General features: G+C 64.8%; 17 protein-coding genes. 12 read left to right on the top strand and 5 right to left on the bottom strand.

Going from position 1 to position 15,093, the window contains the following annotated elements; genetic code table 11:
* Positions 1–22 precede the first annotated feature (22 nt).
* The gene (locus tag ABT375_RS08140; RefSeq protein ID WP_416464705.1) at positions 23–313 is read left to right on the top strand and encodes a type II toxin-antitoxin system RelE/ParE family toxin; all 291 of its coding nucleotides are present in this window, start codon (positions 23–25) and stop codon (positions 311–313) included.
* A 1-nt stretch (position 314) separates the two neighbouring features.
* Positions 315–599 (top strand): HigA family addiction module antitoxin, encoded by a 285-nt coding sequence (locus tag ABT375_RS08135; RefSeq protein ID WP_416464704.1) that lies wholly within the window; start codon positions 315–317, stop codon positions 597–599.
* Here the strand turns inward: ABT375_RS08135 and ABT375_RS08130 are convergent, their stop codons facing one another.
* Together ABT375_RS08130 and ABT375_RS08125 are read right to left on the bottom strand one after the other, a co-directional pair.
* A complete protein-coding gene (locus tag ABT375_RS08130) occupies positions 600–1,997 on the bottom strand; it encodes an amino acid permease (protein WP_416464703.1) in 1,398 nt (465 codons plus the stop codon).
* Positions 1,994–2,281: a hypothetical protein gene (locus ABT375_RS08125; RefSeq protein ID WP_416464702.1), complete on the bottom strand. Its 288-nt coding sequence runs from the start codon at positions 2,279–2,281 to the stop codon at positions 1,994–1,996. Before ABT375_RS08125 ends, ABT375_RS08130 begins: the two co-directional genes overlap by 4 nt.
* 244 nt (positions 2,282–2,525) lie before the next feature.
* Between ABT375_RS08125 and ffh the strand changes: the two genes are divergently transcribed.
* The 7 genes from ffh (at position 2,526) to rplS (ending at position 8,005) form a co-directional block, all read left to right on the top strand.
* Positions 2,526–4,010, top strand: coding sequence for a signal recognition particle protein (gene ffh, locus ABT375_RS08120; protein ID WP_224547267.1), 1,485 nt, complete (start codon positions 2,526–2,528; stop codon positions 4,008–4,010).
* Between the two features lie 41 nt (positions 4,011–4,051).
* The gene (gene rpsP, locus ABT375_RS08115) at positions 4,052–4,504 is read left to right on the top strand and encodes a 30S ribosomal protein S16 (protein ID WP_416464701.1); all 453 of its coding nucleotides are present in this window, start codon (positions 4,052–4,054) and stop codon (positions 4,502–4,504) included.
* Between the two features lie 5 nt (positions 4,505–4,509).
* Entirely contained in the window at positions 4,510–5,004 is a 495-nt protein-coding gene (gene rimM, locus ABT375_RS08110; RefSeq protein ID WP_416464700.1) for a ribosome maturation factor RimM, read from the top strand.
* A 63-nt stretch (positions 5,005–5,067) separates the two neighbouring features.
* Positions 5,068–6,570, top strand: a complete 1,503-nt coding sequence (locus ABT375_RS08105) for a serine hydrolase domain-containing protein (protein WP_416464699.1) — start codon at positions 5,068–5,070, stop codon at positions 6,568–6,570.
* Between the two features lie 56 nt (positions 6,571–6,626).
* On the top strand, positions 6,627–6,899 hold the full coding sequence (locus ABT375_RS08100) for a hypothetical protein (protein ID WP_224547262.1): 273 nt from the start codon (positions 6,627–6,629) through the stop codon (positions 6,897–6,899).
* A complete protein-coding gene (gene trmD / locus ABT375_RS08095; RefSeq protein ID WP_261936396.1) occupies positions 6,896–7,633 on the top strand; it encodes a tRNA (guanosine(37)-N1)-methyltransferase TrmD in 738 nt (245 codons plus the stop codon). The genes ABT375_RS08100 and trmD overlap by 4 nt, the downstream gene beginning before the upstream one ends.
* A gap of 6 nt (positions 7,634–7,639) precedes the next feature.
* Complete coding sequence (gene rplS / locus ABT375_RS08090; protein WP_150411837.1) at positions 7,640–8,005, top strand: 50S ribosomal protein L19; 366 nt, start codon at positions 7,640–7,642, stop codon at positions 8,003–8,005.
* 11 nt (positions 8,006–8,016) lie between these two features.
* Here the strand turns inward: rplS and ABT375_RS08085 are convergent, their stop codons facing one another.
* The gene (locus ABT375_RS08085; protein WP_416464698.1) at positions 8,017–8,262 is read right to left on the bottom strand and encodes a hypothetical protein; all 246 of its coding nucleotides are present in this window, start codon (positions 8,260–8,262) and stop codon (positions 8,017–8,019) included.
* A 112-nt stretch (positions 8,263–8,374) separates the two neighbouring features.
* On the opposite strand from ABT375_RS08085, the gene ABT375_RS08080 reads away from it, so the two are divergent.
* Entirely contained in the window at positions 8,375–10,852 is a 2,478-nt protein-coding gene (locus ABT375_RS08080) for a TonB-dependent receptor plug domain-containing protein (protein WP_416464697.1), read from the top strand.
* A gap of 66 nt (positions 10,853–10,918) precedes the next feature.
* Positions 10,919–11,458 carry a GNAT family N-acetyltransferase gene (locus ABT375_RS08075; RefSeq protein ID WP_416464696.1) on the top strand — a complete coding sequence of 180 codons (540 nt, stop codon included), beginning with the start codon at positions 10,919–10,921 and terminating at the stop codon, positions 11,456–11,458.
* Here the strand turns inward: ABT375_RS08075 and ABT375_RS08070 are convergent.
* Both ABT375_RS08070 and ABT375_RS08065 read right to left on the bottom strand, forming a co-directional pair.
* Positions 11,430–12,686 carry an MFS transporter gene (locus tag ABT375_RS08070; RefSeq protein WP_261936696.1) on the bottom strand — a complete coding sequence of 419 codons (1,257 nt, stop codon included), beginning with the start codon at positions 12,684–12,686 and terminating at the stop codon, positions 11,430–11,432. The two genes, ABT375_RS08075 and ABT375_RS08070, sit on opposite strands and share 29 nt — an antisense overlap.
* A gap of 128 nt (positions 12,687–12,814) precedes the next feature.
* Entirely contained in the window at positions 12,815–13,612 is a 798-nt protein-coding gene (locus tag ABT375_RS08065) for a TrmH family RNA methyltransferase (protein WP_416464695.1), read from the bottom strand.
* A gap of 130 nt (positions 13,613–13,742) precedes the next feature.
* Between ABT375_RS08065 and ABT375_RS08060 the strand changes: the two genes are divergently transcribed.
* A complete protein-coding gene (locus tag ABT375_RS08060) occupies positions 13,743–14,864 on the top strand; it encodes an AI-2E family transporter (RefSeq protein WP_224547253.1) in 1,122 nt (373 codons plus the stop codon).
* Positions 14,865–15,093 lie beyond the last annotated feature (229 nt).

The raw sequence follows: 15,093 nt of genomic DNA, 5'->3' as shown, positions 1-15,093 counted from the left end.
GGTGTAACTTATGGCGTTACGCATGGAGATACGAAGCATCGCGCACAAGGGTTTGCGCCGCTTTTTCGAGACCGGCAATGCCAAGGGTTTGGTCGGGGATGTGACAAGGCTGGGAAAAATGTTGGCCTTCATTGATGCTGCAACATCGTTGGAGGTGCTGTCCCAGCCCCCTAATTACGGACTCCATCCGTTGTCAGGTGATCGGGCCGGCACTTGGTCGATGACGGTAACGCGCAATTGGCGATTGACCTTTCGCATTGATGCACAGGGTGCGCTGATCGATATGGATTTGGAGGACTATCATGGCGCTTAAGATGCACGCATCGCTGGCGGTTCATCCGGGCGAATGGCTGAGGACGGAGATTGTCGAGGCGCATGGCCTCAAGCTAGGCGATCTGGCTGATCATCTGGGGGTCACCCGGCAGACAGTCAGTCGCCTGCTCAATCAGCGGCAGGATCTGACAGCGGAGATGGCGATCCGCTTTGAAAAACTGTTCGGCATCGATGCCGAGACGCTGATGCGCATGCAGACGCGCCATGAACTGGTCATGGCGCGCCAACATGCGGACGCACTGGCGGTTAAGCCGCTGGCGGCCTAATCAGCGGACGACAGCCGCCCGTCGCTGCCCATAGAGAAAATAGACCCCCAACCCAATGGCATTCCATACCAGACAGGCGACGATCGTCTTCATCGGCAGGCTGACGAAGAGATAGGCGCAGCCGCCGATCGCACCCAGGCCCACGAACCAGGCGGCGGGTGTGCGGAAGGGGCGGCGCAGGTCGGGGCTACGGCGGCGCAGGACGAGCAGGCACCAGCCGACGGCCGTGAAGGCGATCAGCGTGCCGGCATTGGCCAGCGCGGCGATCTCGTCGATCGGCAGCAGGCCGGCGATGACGGCGACCAGCGCGGCAGTGACCGCAGTGATGCGCGCGGGGGTGCCGCGCTTCGAAATCTTCGCGAGGCTCTGTGGCAGGAAGCCGTCGCGCGCCATCACCAGGAAGATGCGGCTCTGGCCGTAGAGGAAGCCCAGCAACACGGTGGGCAGCGCGATCACCGCGGCGATGGCGACGATGCGGGCGATGCCGCCCTGGCCCATTTCGCGCAGGATCAGCGCCAGCGGCTCGGGACTGTCGGCGAAACGGGTGAAGGGCAGCGCGCCGATCGCGGCGGCGGCCACCAGCACATAGATGAGGGTGCAGATGACGAGCGATCCGACGATGCCGATGGCCAGGTCGCGATCCGGGTTCCTGGCTTCTTCCGCTGCGGTGGAAATGGCGTCGAAACCATAGAAGGCGAAGAAGATGATCGCCGCGGCGGCCATCACCCCGCGTTCGACGCCGTCCGGCCCCATATGTTTGGCGAAGCCGAAGGGCATGAAGGGGTGCAGGTTCTGCGCGTCGAAGGCGGGCAGGGCGACGGCGACGAACAGGCTCAGGGTTGCGATCTTGATAAGGACCAGTACGCTGTTCAGGCGTGCGCTTTCGCGCGTGCCGAGCATCAGCAGCCCGGCGACCACGGCGATGATGAAGATGGCGGGCAGGTTGATGAGGCCGCCCAGTTCCGGTCCCTGCGTCAATATCTTCGGGAAGCCGATCGCAGTGAGCAAAGGCGCGGCATAGCCCGACCAGCCCACCGCCACGGTGGACACGACCAGGCTATATTCCAGGATCAGGCTCCACCCCACGACCCAGGCGATGCCTTCGCCCAGCGCGACATAGCTATAGCTGTAGGCGCTGCCCGCCGCGGGCATCATGGTCGACAATTCGGCATAGGCGAGCGCGGCGCAGGCGCAGATCGCGCCCGCTATGGCGAAGGAGAGCAGCACCGCAGGACCGGCGCGATCCGCGCCGACGCCGATCAGGGTAAGGATGCCGGTGCCTACAATCGCGCCGACGCCCAGTGCCAGCAGATGCGGCCAGGACAGGGTGCGGGCCAGTTGATGGCCTGCGTCCCTGGGCGTCATCGCCTCCATCGGCTTGCGGCGTGTCCAACTCATGATCGCGGTTCCCCTTCCTGCTTTATCGCTATCTGCTGGCGCAAAGCCGGGTTGCGCGCAAGCGGATCGGCGCGCGCTTGCCGCTTGTTGCCGAACGGATGGTCCGCACGGCATGAAGATTCCGCCTTGAGCGACACGGGCGCAATCCCGGTTGCGCTATCCCATGCGACTCGATGGACATGGTCGCGATGGTTGCATCTCCCCGCAAGCGGATCGGCGCGCGCTTGCCGCTTGTTGCCGAACGGATGGTCCGCACGGCATGAAGATTCCGCCTTGAGCGACACGGGCGCAATCCCGGTTGCGCTATCCCATGCGACTCGATGGACATGGTCGCGATGGTTGCATCTCCCGCCATGGTACGCTAAGGGCGCCGTGCAATCGGGCGGCTTGCCGTTCGGTCCCTGACAAATCCAGGACGCCCAGATGGGGCATCGGATGGACGCTGGTTGGCGAGGTTTCGCCCACCGGCGATTTTGTCGTTTGGCAGGGAGGCAGGATTTTCCGGGCCTTTGCGGTCCAAATGAGGTGATGATGTTCGATTCGCTAAGCGATCGTCTGAGTGGGGTATTCGACAAACTGCGTGGGCGCGGCGCGCTTACGGAGGACGATGTCCGCGCCGCGATGCGTGAAGTGCGAATCGCGCTGCTGGAAGCCGACGTCGCGTTGCCGGTTGTGCGCCAGTTCGTCGATCAGGCCACGGAGCGGGCGGTCGGCAGCGACGTGCTGCGATCGGTCACGCCGGGGCAGATGGTCGTCAAGATCGTCTCGGACACGCTGACCGAAACGCTGGGTTCCGAAGCGTCCGACCTGCTGATCGACGTGACCCCGCCCGCCGTGATCATGATGGTCGGCCTGCAGGGATCGGGCAAGACCACCACGACCGCCAAGATCGCCAAGCGCCTGAAGGAAAAAGAACGCAAGAAGGTGCTGATGGCGTCGCTCGACGTCCAGCGCCCGGCCGCGCAGGAACAGTTGGCCGTGCTCGGCACGCAGATCGACGTCGCCACGCTGCCGATCGTCGCGGGGCAGCAGCCGGTCGAGATCGCCAAGCGCGCGTTGCAGTCGGCCAAGCTCCAGGGCTTCGACGTAGTGATGCTCGACACCGCCGGTCGCCTCCATGTCGACCAGGCGTTGATGGACGAGATGAAGGCGGTCGCCGACGCCTCCAACCCCGCTGAAATCCTGCTGGTGGTCGATTCGCTGACTGGCCAGGACGCGGTCAATGTCGCGACCAACTTCTCGGGCCAGGTGCCGCTGACCGGCGTGGTGCTGACCCGCATGGATGGCGATGCGCGCGGTGGCGCGGCGCTGTCGATGCGCGCCGTTACCGGCCGTCCGATCAAGTTCGCCGGCACCGGCGAAAAGCTCGACGCGCTGGAGCTGTTCCATCCGCAGCGCGTCGCGCAGCGCATATTGGGCATGGGCGACGTCGTCAGTCTGGTCGAGCGCGCCGCCGAGACGATCGACGCGGAAGAAGCCGACAAGCTCGCCAAGAAGATGGCCAAGGGTCAGTTCGACATGAACGACCTGCGCAGCCAGCTCAATCAGATGCGCCGCATGGGTGGCCTGGGCGCGCTGGCGGGCATGTTGCCGGGCCTCAAAAAGGCGCAGGCGGCGATGGCCAATAGCGGCGCGAACGACAAGACGCTGGTGCATCTGGACGCCATGATCGGCTCCATGACGCCCAAGGAGCGGGAGAAGCCCGCTTTGATCAACGCCAAGCGCAAGATCCGCATCGCCAAGGGTGCCGGCCGCACCGTGCAGGACGTCAACCGTCTCCTGAAAATGCATCAGGAAATGGAAGGCGCGATGAAGAAGATCCGCAAGATGGGCGGCCTCAAGGGGCTGGCCAAGATGTTCACCGGCGGCGGTGGCATGGGCGGATTGGGTGGCCTGGGTGGTCCGGGCGGCGGCGACGGGCAGGGCGGTCCGCCCGATCTGTCGGGCCTGGGCGGATTGGGCGGCAATATGCCCAAGCTTCCACCCGGTTTTCAGAATTTCATGAAGAAATAAGCAATTTCAACATATTGGTTTGAGTAGAAAGGTCTAGTTCCATGGCAACCTCCATCCGTCTGTCGCGCGGCGGCTCCAAGAAGCGCCCCTATTACCGCATCGTCGTGGCTGACAGCCGCGCCCCGCGTGACGGCAAGTTCATCGAGCGTATCGGCAGCTACAACCCCGTCCTGCCCAAGGGCGACGAGAAGCGCGTCGTTCTGGACGTCGAGCGCGCGAAGCATTGGGTTGCCGCCGGCGCCCAGCCGACCGACCGCGTGGCCCGCTTCCTGGACGCCGCTGGCGTGAAGGAGCGCAAGGCGCGCAACAACCCGAACAAGGCGGAGCCGGGCCAGAAGGCCAAGGATCGCGCTGAAGACCGCGCCGCCAAGGCTGCCGAAGCCGCAGAAGCCGCCGAAGCCGCCAAGGCGGCCGCTGCCGAGGCCGCCGCTGCTCCGGCTGTCGAAGAAGCCGCTCCCGCCGAGGAAGCTGCTGCCGAACAGGCCGAGGGCTGAGTCTCTTGACCGACAAGCTCGTCACTCTCGCCGCGATCGTTGGTGCGCATGGAGTGGCGGGCGATGTCCGTCTGAAGCTTTTTGGTGAAGGGGCCGAAAGCCTCAAAAACTACAAGAGCTTCGATGCGGCGGGGCGCATATTGACGTTGAAGTCGGTGCGCCCCGGCCCCAATGGCGCGGTCGCCCGTTTCGCCGAGGTCGGCGATCGGGGGGCGGCCGAAGCCTTGCGCGGCACGGCATTGACCGTGCCCCGTTCCGCCCTGCCGCCGCTGGGCGAGGGCGAATATTATCATGCCGACATCATCGGCCTGTCCTGCCTGTCCAGTGCGGGCGAAGCGCTGGGCGAGATCATCGCGATCGAGAATTTTGGCGCGGGCGACATCATCGAGGTCGAGCGGCCCCCGGTCGAGGGCAAGAAGGGCAAGCGCTTCATGGCGCCCATGCACGCGGTGACGCTGGAGGCGGACCGCGCTATCATCGACGCAGCCTTCGTCGAATAAGGGGTAAATGGCCCTTGCGGCCATGGTGCAGCATGGCATGTTCGATCCTCCGTCGCTGGAGGGATGTCGATGCGCCTTGCCGCCTGCCTGCTTTTGATGATCGCTGCCGCGCATCCGGCCCACGCCGCCGACGCGCAGAAGATCGCGCAGGCGATCCCCGCGATCGATCGCCTGTTTGCCGATTTCCAGGTGGACAGCCATGCGCCGGGCCTGGTCTACGGCATCGTCGCAGATGGGCGGCTGGTCCATGTCAAGGGGCTGGGGGTGCAGGATCTGGTCCATAAGCGGCCGGTGACGCCCGACAGCCTGTTCCGCATCGCGTCGATGACCAAGGCCTTCACCGCGCTGTCGATCCTGAAGCTGCGCGAAGAGGGCAAGCTTTCGCTCGACGATCTGGCCGAAACCTATGTGCCGGAGATGCGCGGCTGGACCTATCCGACCAAGGATAGTCCGCGCATCCGCATCCGCGACCTGCTGACCCATAGCGCGGGCCTGGTCGACGACAATCCTTGGGGCGATCGGCAGACACCGCTGCCGGAGGCCGACTTCACGCACATGCTGCAACAGGGGGTGCCGTTCAGCAGCGCGCCGGGCAGCCATTATGAATATAGCAATTTCGGTTTCGCGCTGCTCGGCCGGATCGTCGCCGCCGTCTCCGGCCAGCCCTACCGCCGCTATGTCGAGCAGACGCTGCTGACCCCGCTGGGTATGACGTCCAGCGGCTATGAGGTCGGCGAATGGCCGCTGGATCGGCGTGCGATCGGCTATCGTTGGGAGGAGGGGCGCTGGAAGGCGGAGCCGACGATGCGCGACGGGGCATTCGGTGCGATGGGCGGGTTGCAGACCAGCGCCAATGATTATGCCCGGTGGCTCGCCTTCCTGCTGTCCGCCTGGCCGGCGCGGGACGATCCCGATGCCGGGCCGGTGCCGCGTGCGGCGGTGCGGATGCTGGCGGAGGGGAGCAACTTCGTCACCGTCGCGCAGCGCAACGGCGTAAGCGGACCGTCCGCCTGCCGTCAGGCCACCGCTTACGGCTTTGGCATGCGGGTGGCGCAGGATTGCGACCTGGGCCTGACGTTGGCCCATGGCGGCGGCTATCCGGGCTATGGCAGCCATGTGATGCTGATGCCGGATCACGGCGTGGGCATCTTCGTCTTCACCAACCGCACCTATACTGGCGGGGCCGGTCCGGCCTGGGACGCGGCCATGGTCTTGCAGAAGGCGGGGGCGCTGGTCGAGCGGGTGCTGGCAGTGTCGCCTTTGCTGGCGGATGGCTATGCCGCGGCGGGGCGAATCTATGCCGCAGGGGATGTCGGCGTGTCGCGCGACCGGCTGGCCATGAACTTCCTCATGGACAACGACATGGACAGTTGGCGCAAGAAACTGGCGGCGCTCAAGGATGAGGTCGGCGCGTGTCGCATCGACGCGCCGATCAAGGCCAGCGGCAATCTGTCGGGCAGCTTCACCTGGGCCTGCGAGAAGGGGCGCGTGGCGGGGTCGATCCTGCTGGCCCCGACGCGGGGCGCGCAAATCCAGGAACTGAAACTGGCGGTCAAGGCGCCCTGAACGGCAGGCTGCGGCGGGAACTGGACGAGGCGACGCGCTTGTCCTAAGCGCGGGCCATGGCGCAAATCCTCACCGCTCTTTATCTTCTGGCAATGCTGGCCGCCGGTTGGCGCCTGTTCGGCATCGGCTGGTCGCGCGGCGTGAAGGCAGCCAGCGCAATTGCGCTGGTCTGTCCGATCCCGTTGCTGGTCCTGATCCCGGGCCTGCTGCATCCCGAACGGCCCTTTGCCGGACTGCTCCAGAGCATCGGAGTCGCCCTGCTGATCTGTGGCCTTCTGTGCATGGGCGGCGGGGCTTCGGCAGCCTGGTTGCGATCGCGCCGCAAATGAGCTTCGCAGCGCAGATATTGACCCTCTACCCCGACATGTTTCCGGGGCCGCTCGGCCTGTCGCTGGCGGGGCGGGCGCTCAGCGAGGGAAAATGGGCGTGCGATCCCATCCCTATCCGCGATTTCGCCGCCGACCGGCATCGCACCGTGGATGATACGCCCGCGGGCGGGGGGGCGGGCATGGTGCTGCGCGCGGACATATTGGCCAAGGCGGTCGACCATGCGCTGGAGAAGCGGCCTGACCTGCCCGTGCTGGCGATGACGCCACGGGGCAAGCCGATCACGCAGGCGCGCGTGCGCAGCCTGGCGGAAGGGCCGGGCGTGACCCTCCTGTGCGGCCGGTTCGAGGGCTTTGACGAGCGCCTCTTCGACGCCCGGCCGATCGAGCAGGTCAGCATGGGCGACATCATCCTGTCGGGCGGGGAAATGGCCGCTTTGCTGCTGCTCGACGCTTGTGTTCGCCTGCTTCCCGGTGTAATGGGCGCGGCTTCCAGCGGAGTCGAGGAATCCTTTGAAACGGGATTGCTCGAATATCCGCATTATACCCGCCCGGTAGAATGGGAAGGGCGCATGATCCCGCAAGTGTTGCGATCGGGGGATCATGCGAAGATCGCCGCCTGGCGGAAACAACAGGCGGAAGATGATACACGGCTAAGGCGGCCGGACCTTTGGGAACGTCACATCGGCGTTCGGGTCCAGTCGCCCTCTGGTGCGCAACGAACGACCAAGGACTGAGTTGACATGAACATCATCCAGCAGATCGAGGCGGAAAACATCGCCGCCCTCGCCAAGGATATCCCCGAATTCCGCCCCGGCGACACGCTGCGCGTCGGCGTGAAGGTCATCGAAGGCGAGCGTAGCCGTGTTCAGAACTATGAAGGCGTGTGCATCGCCCGTTCGAACAAGGGCATGGGTTCCAACTTCACCGTGCGCAAGATTTCGTTCGGCGAAGGCGTGGAGCGCGTGTTCCCGCTCTATTCGCCCAACCTCGATTCGATCACCGTCGTCCGCCGTGGCGTCGTGCGTCGTGCGAAGCTCTACTATCTGCGCGGCCGCACCGGCAAGCGCGCCCGTATTGCCGAGCGCCGCGACAACCGCGAAGGTTGATTGCGCGAAGGTCAATGGCCCGAGGGCCGAGTGCCTAAAAACGCTTCTTGACAGTTGTAAAAAAGAAACAGGCGGTGACCCCCGAGGTCGCCGCCTTTTTCTTTATGTTGCAAGGATTTGGCAACTTTGGACGGCCGTCCCGCTTTGATCGGAGCGGAAGGATTTTGCAGTGCGGCATAAATGCTATTTCGCCCGTTGCGGTTTTGTGTCAGCTTTTCGTTTCCAGACATTGCCGAGTGTTTCTGGCGTCGGGCCATGTGCTTCCGGCGATCGGAGCGTTCGTGCAAAATATCGGAGAGAACAGGGGTAAGAATAAAACGACGATATAGGAGAGGCCTCAATCAATAAGAAATATTAGGGGGCTGTTTCATGAACTATAAGGGTCTCGTTTCTCGCGCTGCTATTGCGATCGCTATCAGTTCTTCCGCTACCGTCTTCGCACAGGATAATGCGCCGCAGGCCGCCGCAGTCGATGAGGGCGCCGCCATCATCGTCACCGGCACCCGCGCCACGGGCGTCACCGCCGCCGAAAGCGCGGCGCCGATCAAGGTTCTCGACAGCGCCGCGTTGGAAAAGGTGGGCCAGCCCAACCTGAACCAAGTGCTGAGCCAGCTCGTACCGTCCTTCACCGCCGAAGCCTTTGGCGGCGATACCGCCAACCTTACCCTGTCGGCGCGCCTGCGCGGCCTCAGCCCCAACCACGCGCTGGTGCTGGTCAACGGCAAGCGGCGCCACGGCACATCCAACCTCCATGTGCTGAGCGGCCCCTATCAGGGTGGCGCCGCGCCCGATCTCGACATGATCCCGCCAGGCGCGATCGGCCGCATCGAGGTGCTGGAGGACGGCGCGGCCGCGCAATATGGGTCGGATGCGATCGCGGGTGTCATCAACATCATCCTGAAGGATGAAAAGGACAGCATTTCCGGCAGCTTCACCGGTGGCCAATATTATGAAGGCGACGGCACGACCTTTTCGGGCAGCATCACTTTCGCGCCCAAGATCGACGACGACACCTATCTGAACTTCACCATGTTTCACCGCTTCCATGGCTTTTCCCAGCGCGGCGGCGTCGATTCCCGCATCTATAACAAGGACGGCACGATCAGCGACAGCCTGAGCGCCGAACATGCGGCGATGGTGGCGATCGGCCTGCCAAATGCGCCTTACACCAACCGCATCGTCGGCGATTCGCGCTCGACGCTCAGCACGGTGATGTACAATGCCGGCCATGATTTCGGCGGTGTCGAAATCTACGCCTTCGGCAGCTATGGTCGTCGCGAGGCGAGCGCCTATGAAAATTACCGGCAGCCCTGGCGCGTATCGCGCTCCCCGGTTCTGGGCGTGGCGGGCGAGGAAATCCTGTACAGCGCCACCGGCTTCAACCCGCGCGAGGCGATCAAGGAGGATGATTTCTCCAACACCGGCGGCATCAAGGGAGAAATGGGCGGTTTCCGCTGGGACGTCAGCACCACCTATGGCCAGGATTATGCCAAGCTCTTCACGCTGGATTCGGCCAACCGCACGCTGTTCATCAATACCGGCACCACGCCGGGCAATTTTTATGACGGCTTCCTGAAGGCATCGGAATGGACCACCAACATCGATATCGCCAAGGAGATCGAGGCGGGGATGGCGGCGCCGATCAACATTGCCTTCGGCGGAGAATATCGCGAAAATCTGTTCCAGATCGGCAAGGGCGACTTCGCCTCCACCTATTTCGAGGGCGGCCAGTCCTATCCGGGCTTCCTCGCCACCGACGCAGGCAAGCACAAGCGCAACAACAAGGCGGCCTATCTGGATGTTGCGCTCAACCCGGTGGATATCTGGAAGATCGACGGCGCGGTGCGTTTCGAGGATTATAGCGACTTCGGCACCAAATGGACGTGGAAGGTGACGAGCCGCGTCGACTTCACCGACCAGGTGGCGGTGCGCGGGACGGTCAGCACCGGTTTCCGGGCGCCCTCGCTGCTCGAATCCTATTACAGCTCAACCAATGTCGGCCCGACGTCGGCCTATGTGCAATTGCCGCCGAACAGCGCGGCGGCCAAGCTGCTGGGCTATGACGACCTGAAACCCGAAACGTCCACCAACTACAGCCTGGGCCTGGTGCTGCGACCCATTCCCAAGCTGAACATCACGCTCGACGCCTATCAGGTGAAGATGAAGAACCGCATCGTCGGCACCGGGTCGATCGTCGGCCTGACCGGCGGCGTCGTGACCAACCAGGCGGTGCTGGATGCAATCGCAGCGCATGGCAATGTGCTCGATCCCTATGTGCTGGAGGTGGGCGACGCGGGCATCAACCTGTTCACCAACGGCGCGGACACCCGCACTCGCGGCGTCGATCTGACGGCGAGCTATCCGACGTCGGTCGGCGAGGGATCGATCCTCTGGTCGCTGTCGGCCAACTACAACACGACCAAGATCACCAAGCTGCGCCTGCCCGACTCGCTCTATGCGGCGGATGCGCGCAGCGTGCTGGAGGACGCATCGCCGAAATATAAGGTCATTGCCGGCGGCCTGCTGACGATGGGGGGCTTTAGCGTCAACCTGCGCGAAACCTTCTACGGCAAGTCGTCGCAGGTGGTGATCTATAACGGCACGACCCCGACGGTGAAGGCCGGCGCGGCGGCGATCACCGATCTGGAGGTCAGCTATGCCCTGACCGAGGGGCTGACGATCACGGCCGGCGCCAACAACCTGTTCGACAAGAAGGCATCGACCGTACCCAACGGCCCGGACGGCCTGCCGATCGACGGCGGTGCGGTGCTGGACGCGCCGGTGACCTTTACGCCCTACGGCATCAATGGCGGTTACTGGTACGGCAAGGTCGGCTTCAAATTCTGAACTGACCGCAGTCGGCAGAGGCCGGTCCCTTGCGCGGGGCCGGCCTTTGCTGTTTCAGATCGCGCCATGACCATATTGACCCACCGCCTGGCCACCATCGCCGACGAAGCCGCCTTGTCCGCCCTGATGACATTGGCGATCGAGCGGCTGCAATCGGCTTATCTGACGCCCGATCAGGTGGCGGCCAGCCATGCCTTCATGGGGCTGGACAGCCGGCTGATCGCCGACGGCACCTATTTCGTCATCGAGGATGCGGGGGTGATAGCGGGTTGCGGCGGGTGGAGCCGGCGGGCGACATCCTATGGCGGCAACCATAGCGCCGGGCGCGACGACCGGCTGCTCGATCCGGCGACCGAGGCGGCGCGGGTGCGGGCGATGTACACCCATCCCGATCATGCCCGCAAAGGCGTGGGTACGCTGATCCTGTCGCTGTGCGAGGCGGCGGCGCGGGCGGAGGGCTTCGGGGCGCTCGAACTGTCGGGGACCATGGCGGGCGTGCCGCTTTATCGCAGCTTCGGGTTCGAGGGTGTGCGGGCGTTCGAGGATAGCGGCGTGCCGATGCTGCTGATGCGCAAGGTCATTGGACTGGCGCGGCGCGGCTGGTGAACCAGAGGCCGCCCAGGCTGATGAGCGCGGCCGCCGACATGTAAAGCCCGACCAGGCCGACGCCCTGCGCGCCGATCAGCCAGGTCGCGACGATAGGAGCCAGCGCGCCGCCGATGATGCCGCCCAGGTTGAAGGCGAAGGACGCGCCGGTATAGCGTAGCTGGATCGGGAAGAGGGCGGGCAGATAGGCGCCCAGCGGGCCGTAGATGAAGCCCATGACGAACAAGGCCAGGCTGAGCGCCGCGAAGATCGGCAGCAGCGCGCCGGTGCCGATCAGCGGGCCGAAGACCAGGCCCATCGCCACCGTACCGGCGCAGCCCCAGGCGAGGGCATTGGTGGGCGTGGTCCGATCCGACCACCAGCCGGCGATGACGATGCTGAGCGCCATGAACAGGATCGCGCCGAGCTGGATGGCGAGGAAGATTTCGCGGTCGATCCTGAGCGCGGTGGTGCCGTAGCCGAGCGCGAAGGCGGTCGCGATATAGTAGACGGCGAAACAGGCCGCGCAGGCGAAGGTGCCAGCGATCGCCGCGCCGAGATGTGAGGAAAGCAGGGTCGCCAGCGGCACGGCGGGCGGCGGCGTCTCCTTTTGCGCGGCGGCGAATTCCGGGGTTTCGGTGAGTTTGAGGCGAACCCAGAGGCCCAGGATCACCAGCACTGCGCTGCCGAGGAAGGGCAGGCGCCAGCCCCAGGCGAAGAAGTCTTCGTCGGTCAGGAAGGCGCCCAGGATCAGGAACAGGCCGTTGGCGGCGATGAAGCCGACCGGGGCGCCCAGTTGCGGGAACATGCCGAAGCGCGCGCGCCAGCCCGGCGGCGCGTTCTCCACCGCCAGCAGCGCCGCGCCGCCCCATTCGCCGCCGAGGCCAAAGCCCTGGCCGAAGCGCAACAGACACAGGATCAGCGGCGCCCAGTAACCGATCATCTGATAGGTGGGCAGGAAGCCGATCAGCAGCGTGCAGCCGCCCATCAGCATCAGCGAGGCGACCAAAGTCGCCTTGCGCCCGATCCGGTCGCCATAATGGCCGAACACCGCCGCGCCCACCGGCCGGGCGAAGAAGGCGAGGGCGAGGCTGCCATAGGAGGCCATCAACTGCGCCGAGGGTGAGGAGGAGGGGAAGAAGAGCGAGGGGAAGATCAGGCTGGCGGCCGTGGCGTAGATGTAGAAATCGTAGAATTCGACTGCCGTGCCGATCAGGCTGGCCGCCAGCACGCGCTTGTGCCGCCACATTTCGCCGATGCCATTCGTCTGTGTCACGCCTTTGCCCCCTATTCGTCATGCCAGCGGCGGCTGGCATCTCTCTTCTTCCGTCGCTCAAGAGAAAAGCGGGATCCCAGCCTGCGCCGGGATGACGGTGATTATGATCTGCGTTTCTGGTTCAACAATTCATAGGCCATGACCGCCGTCGCCACCGCCGCGTTCAGGCTGTCTGCCTTGCCCAGCATCGGCATCTTCACCAGCAGGTCGCATTCGGCCTCGTAGGCTTCGGGCAGACCCTGCGCTTCGTTGCCGACCAGCAGGAAGCCGGGGCTGGCGTAGCGCGGTTGCTGATAGTCGTGGGTCGCCTTCAGGCTGGTGCCGATCAGTTCGCCCGGTCCCTGCCGCAGCCAGTGCATGAATTCGCCCCAGCGCGCCTGGGTGATCGACTGGGTGAAGAGCGCCCCCATGGAGGCGCGTACCGATTCGACCGAGAAGGGATCGACGCAGTCGTCGATGAGGATCAGGCCGCCCGCGCCGACCGCGTCGCCCGTGCGCAATATGGTGCCGAGATTGCCGGGATCGCGCAGCGACTGGGCGACGATCCAGATATCCGACTTGGTACGGTCCAGCCTGTCGAGCGGGGTAAGCCGGTCGCGATAGACGCCGACCACCGCCTGTGCATTGTCCTTGCCGCTGATCTTGGACAGGATGTCGGGGGTGGTTTCGATGACGTCGCCGCCAGTCGCCTCCATCGCGTCGATCAGGTCCAGCGCCAGGGGATGGGTGGAGCCGGCGTGGAACAGCATTTCGGGCAGCACGCCTTCCTCGCGCGCTTCGGTCAGGATGCGCAGCCCTTCGGCCAGAAACAGTCCCTCCGCCTTGCGATGCTTTTTTTCCCGCAAGCTGCGGACGCGCTTCACCAGCGGGTTGGAAAATCCGGTGATCTCGCGTGCCACGTCTGTCGCTGGTCCCAAATGAGCGGAAGGAAGCGGCTTCCTTAGCCATGGAAAGGTGAAAAGGACAGGGGGAAGCCGATGCGCATCTTCCACGATGGATTTGAATCGCGAATTTTGCGAAGGGTCGCCGATGGACGCCAAAACACCCCCGCCACCCGTCACGCCCGCCCCGGTGCCGCCGCTGCATGTCTCGCCCCGCATCGAGGACGGATTTTTCCTGGGTGTCGTGCTGGTCGTGTCCATCGCGTTCGCGCTGGTGATCGAGCCTTTCTTCGCCGCCGTGCTGTGGGGCGTGATCGCCGCGATCCTGTTCGCGCCGCTCAACCGGCAGATATTGTCGGCCATTCCCACGCATCGCAATGGCGCGGCGCTCATCACCCTGTTCCTGATCCTGGGGGTGGTGATCGTCCCCGCTTTCGTGCTGGGTGCGGCGCTGTTGCAGGAAGGCGCCTATTTCTATGCCAAGATCCAGTCGGGCGAGATTAATTTCGTGCGGCTGTTCGGGCAGGTGCTGGCGGCGGTGCCCGATTGGGCGACGCCCTATCTGCGGCGGCTGGGCCTGACCAATTTCTATGCGGCGCAGGATATGGTGACCAAGGGCGTCACCAGCAGTTTCCGCACGCTGGCGGCGCAGGCGTTCCAGATCGGGCAGAGCGCGTTCAGCTTCTTCGTGGCGCTGGGCGTCATGTTGTACCTGACCTATTTCCTGTTGCGCGACGGGGAAATGCTGTCGCAGCGCATCGCGGCGGCCGCGCCGCTGCGGGCCAGCCAGCGGCAGGCGCTGATCGAACAGTTCGTGATCGTCATCCGCGCCACGATCAAGGGCAGCATCGTCGTCGCCATCGTGCAGGGCTTGATCGGGGGCATCGTCTTCTGGGCCTTGGGCATACAGGGCGCGCTGCTGTGGGGTGTGTTGATGGGCGCTTTCTCCCTGCTGCCCGCGGTCGGCACCGCCATCGTCTGGGTGCCGGTGGCGATCTACCTGTTCGCGACCGGGGCGATGTGGCAGGGGGGCGTGCTGGTGGTGTGCGGCGCATTGGTCATCGGGTCGGTCGACAATGTGCTGCGCCCGATCCTGGTGGGGCGCGAGACGCGGATTCCCGACTATGTCGTACTGATATCGACGCTCGGTGGGCTGGAGATGTTCGGCTTCAACGGCATCGTCATCGGCCCGGTGATCGCGGCCCTGTTCATCGCGACCTGGGATATCTTCACGCGGATGCGGAGCGCGGCGGAGGCGGTGGAGGGATAGCGATGGCGCCCCTGGCCGACGTTCACACCGTTGTCGGGTGAATCGGGCAATAGTGCCGGTAAAGCCACGGGGAAGTAAGGCTGGGGCTATGGCGACGCCATGGTTGGGTAACGGGTGGGTCACGCCGCTGCGCGAGTGACGCGGCGCGCGCGCGACAGGTGCGCGGTGGGGTGACGCTATGGCGGCGGTGGGGCAGGGCGCGCGGCGGGGCTGGTCCATCTTTCAGGAT

The organism is Sphingomonas sp. VDB2, assembly GCF_047946695.1.
GTDB classification, from domain to species: Bacteria; Pseudomonadota; Alphaproteobacteria; order Sphingomonadales; family Sphingomonadaceae; genus Sphingobium; species Sphingobium bisphenolicum.
This window is presented reverse-complemented; position numbering and strand designations above follow the sequence as displayed.

Bases quoted from the DNA above. Each gene is read 5' to 3' on its own strand.
- ffh (WP_224547267.1), top strand. From the start codon at position 2,526: ATGATGTTCGATTCGCTAAGCGATCGTCTGAGTGGGGTATTCGACAAA.
- ABT375_RS08060 (WP_224547253.1), top strand. From the start codon at position 13,743: ATGGACGCCAAAACACCCCCGCCACCCGTCACGCCCGCCCCGGTGCCG.
- trmD (WP_261936396.1), top strand. From the start codon at position 6,896: ATGAGCTTCGCAGCGCAGATATTGACCCTCTACCCCGACATGTTTCCG.
- ABT375_RS08100 (WP_224547262.1), top strand. From the start codon at position 6,627: ATGGCGCAAATCCTCACCGCTCTTTATCTTCTGGCAATGCTGGCCGCC.
- ABT375_RS08080 (WP_416464697.1), top strand. From the start codon at position 8,375: ATGAACTATAAGGGTCTCGTTTCTCGCGCTGCTATTGCGATCGCTATC.
- ABT375_RS08105 (WP_416464699.1), top strand. From the start codon at position 5,068: ATGTCGATGCGCCTTGCCGCCTGCCTGCTTTTGATGATCGCTGCCGCG.
- ABT375_RS08085 (WP_416464698.1), bottom strand. From the start codon at position 8,262: ATGGCCCGACGCCAGAAACACTCGGCAATGTCTGGAAACGAAAAGCTG.
- ABT375_RS08130 (WP_416464703.1), bottom strand. From the start codon at position 1,997: ATGAGTTGGACACGCCGCAAGCCGATGGAGGCGATGACGCCCAGGGAC.
- ABT375_RS08140 (WP_416464705.1), top strand. From the start codon at position 23: ATGGAGATACGAAGCATCGCGCACAAGGGTTTGCGCCGCTTTTTCGAG.
- rpsP (WP_416464701.1), top strand. From the start codon at position 4,052: ATGGCAACCTCCATCCGTCTGTCGCGCGGCGGCTCCAAGAAGCGCCCC.
- rplS (WP_150411837.1), top strand. From the start codon at position 7,640: ATGAACATCATCCAGCAGATCGAGGCGGAAAACATCGCCGCCCTCGCC.
- ABT375_RS08070 (WP_261936696.1), bottom strand. From the start codon at position 12,686: ATGTGGCGGCACAAGCGCGTGCTGGCGGCCAGCCTGATCGGCACGGCA.
- ABT375_RS08135 (WP_416464704.1), top strand. From the start codon at position 315: ATGCACGCATCGCTGGCGGTTCATCCGGGCGAATGGCTGAGGACGGAG.
- ABT375_RS08075 (WP_416464696.1), top strand. From the start codon at position 10,919: ATGACCATATTGACCCACCGCCTGGCCACCATCGCCGACGAAGCCGCC.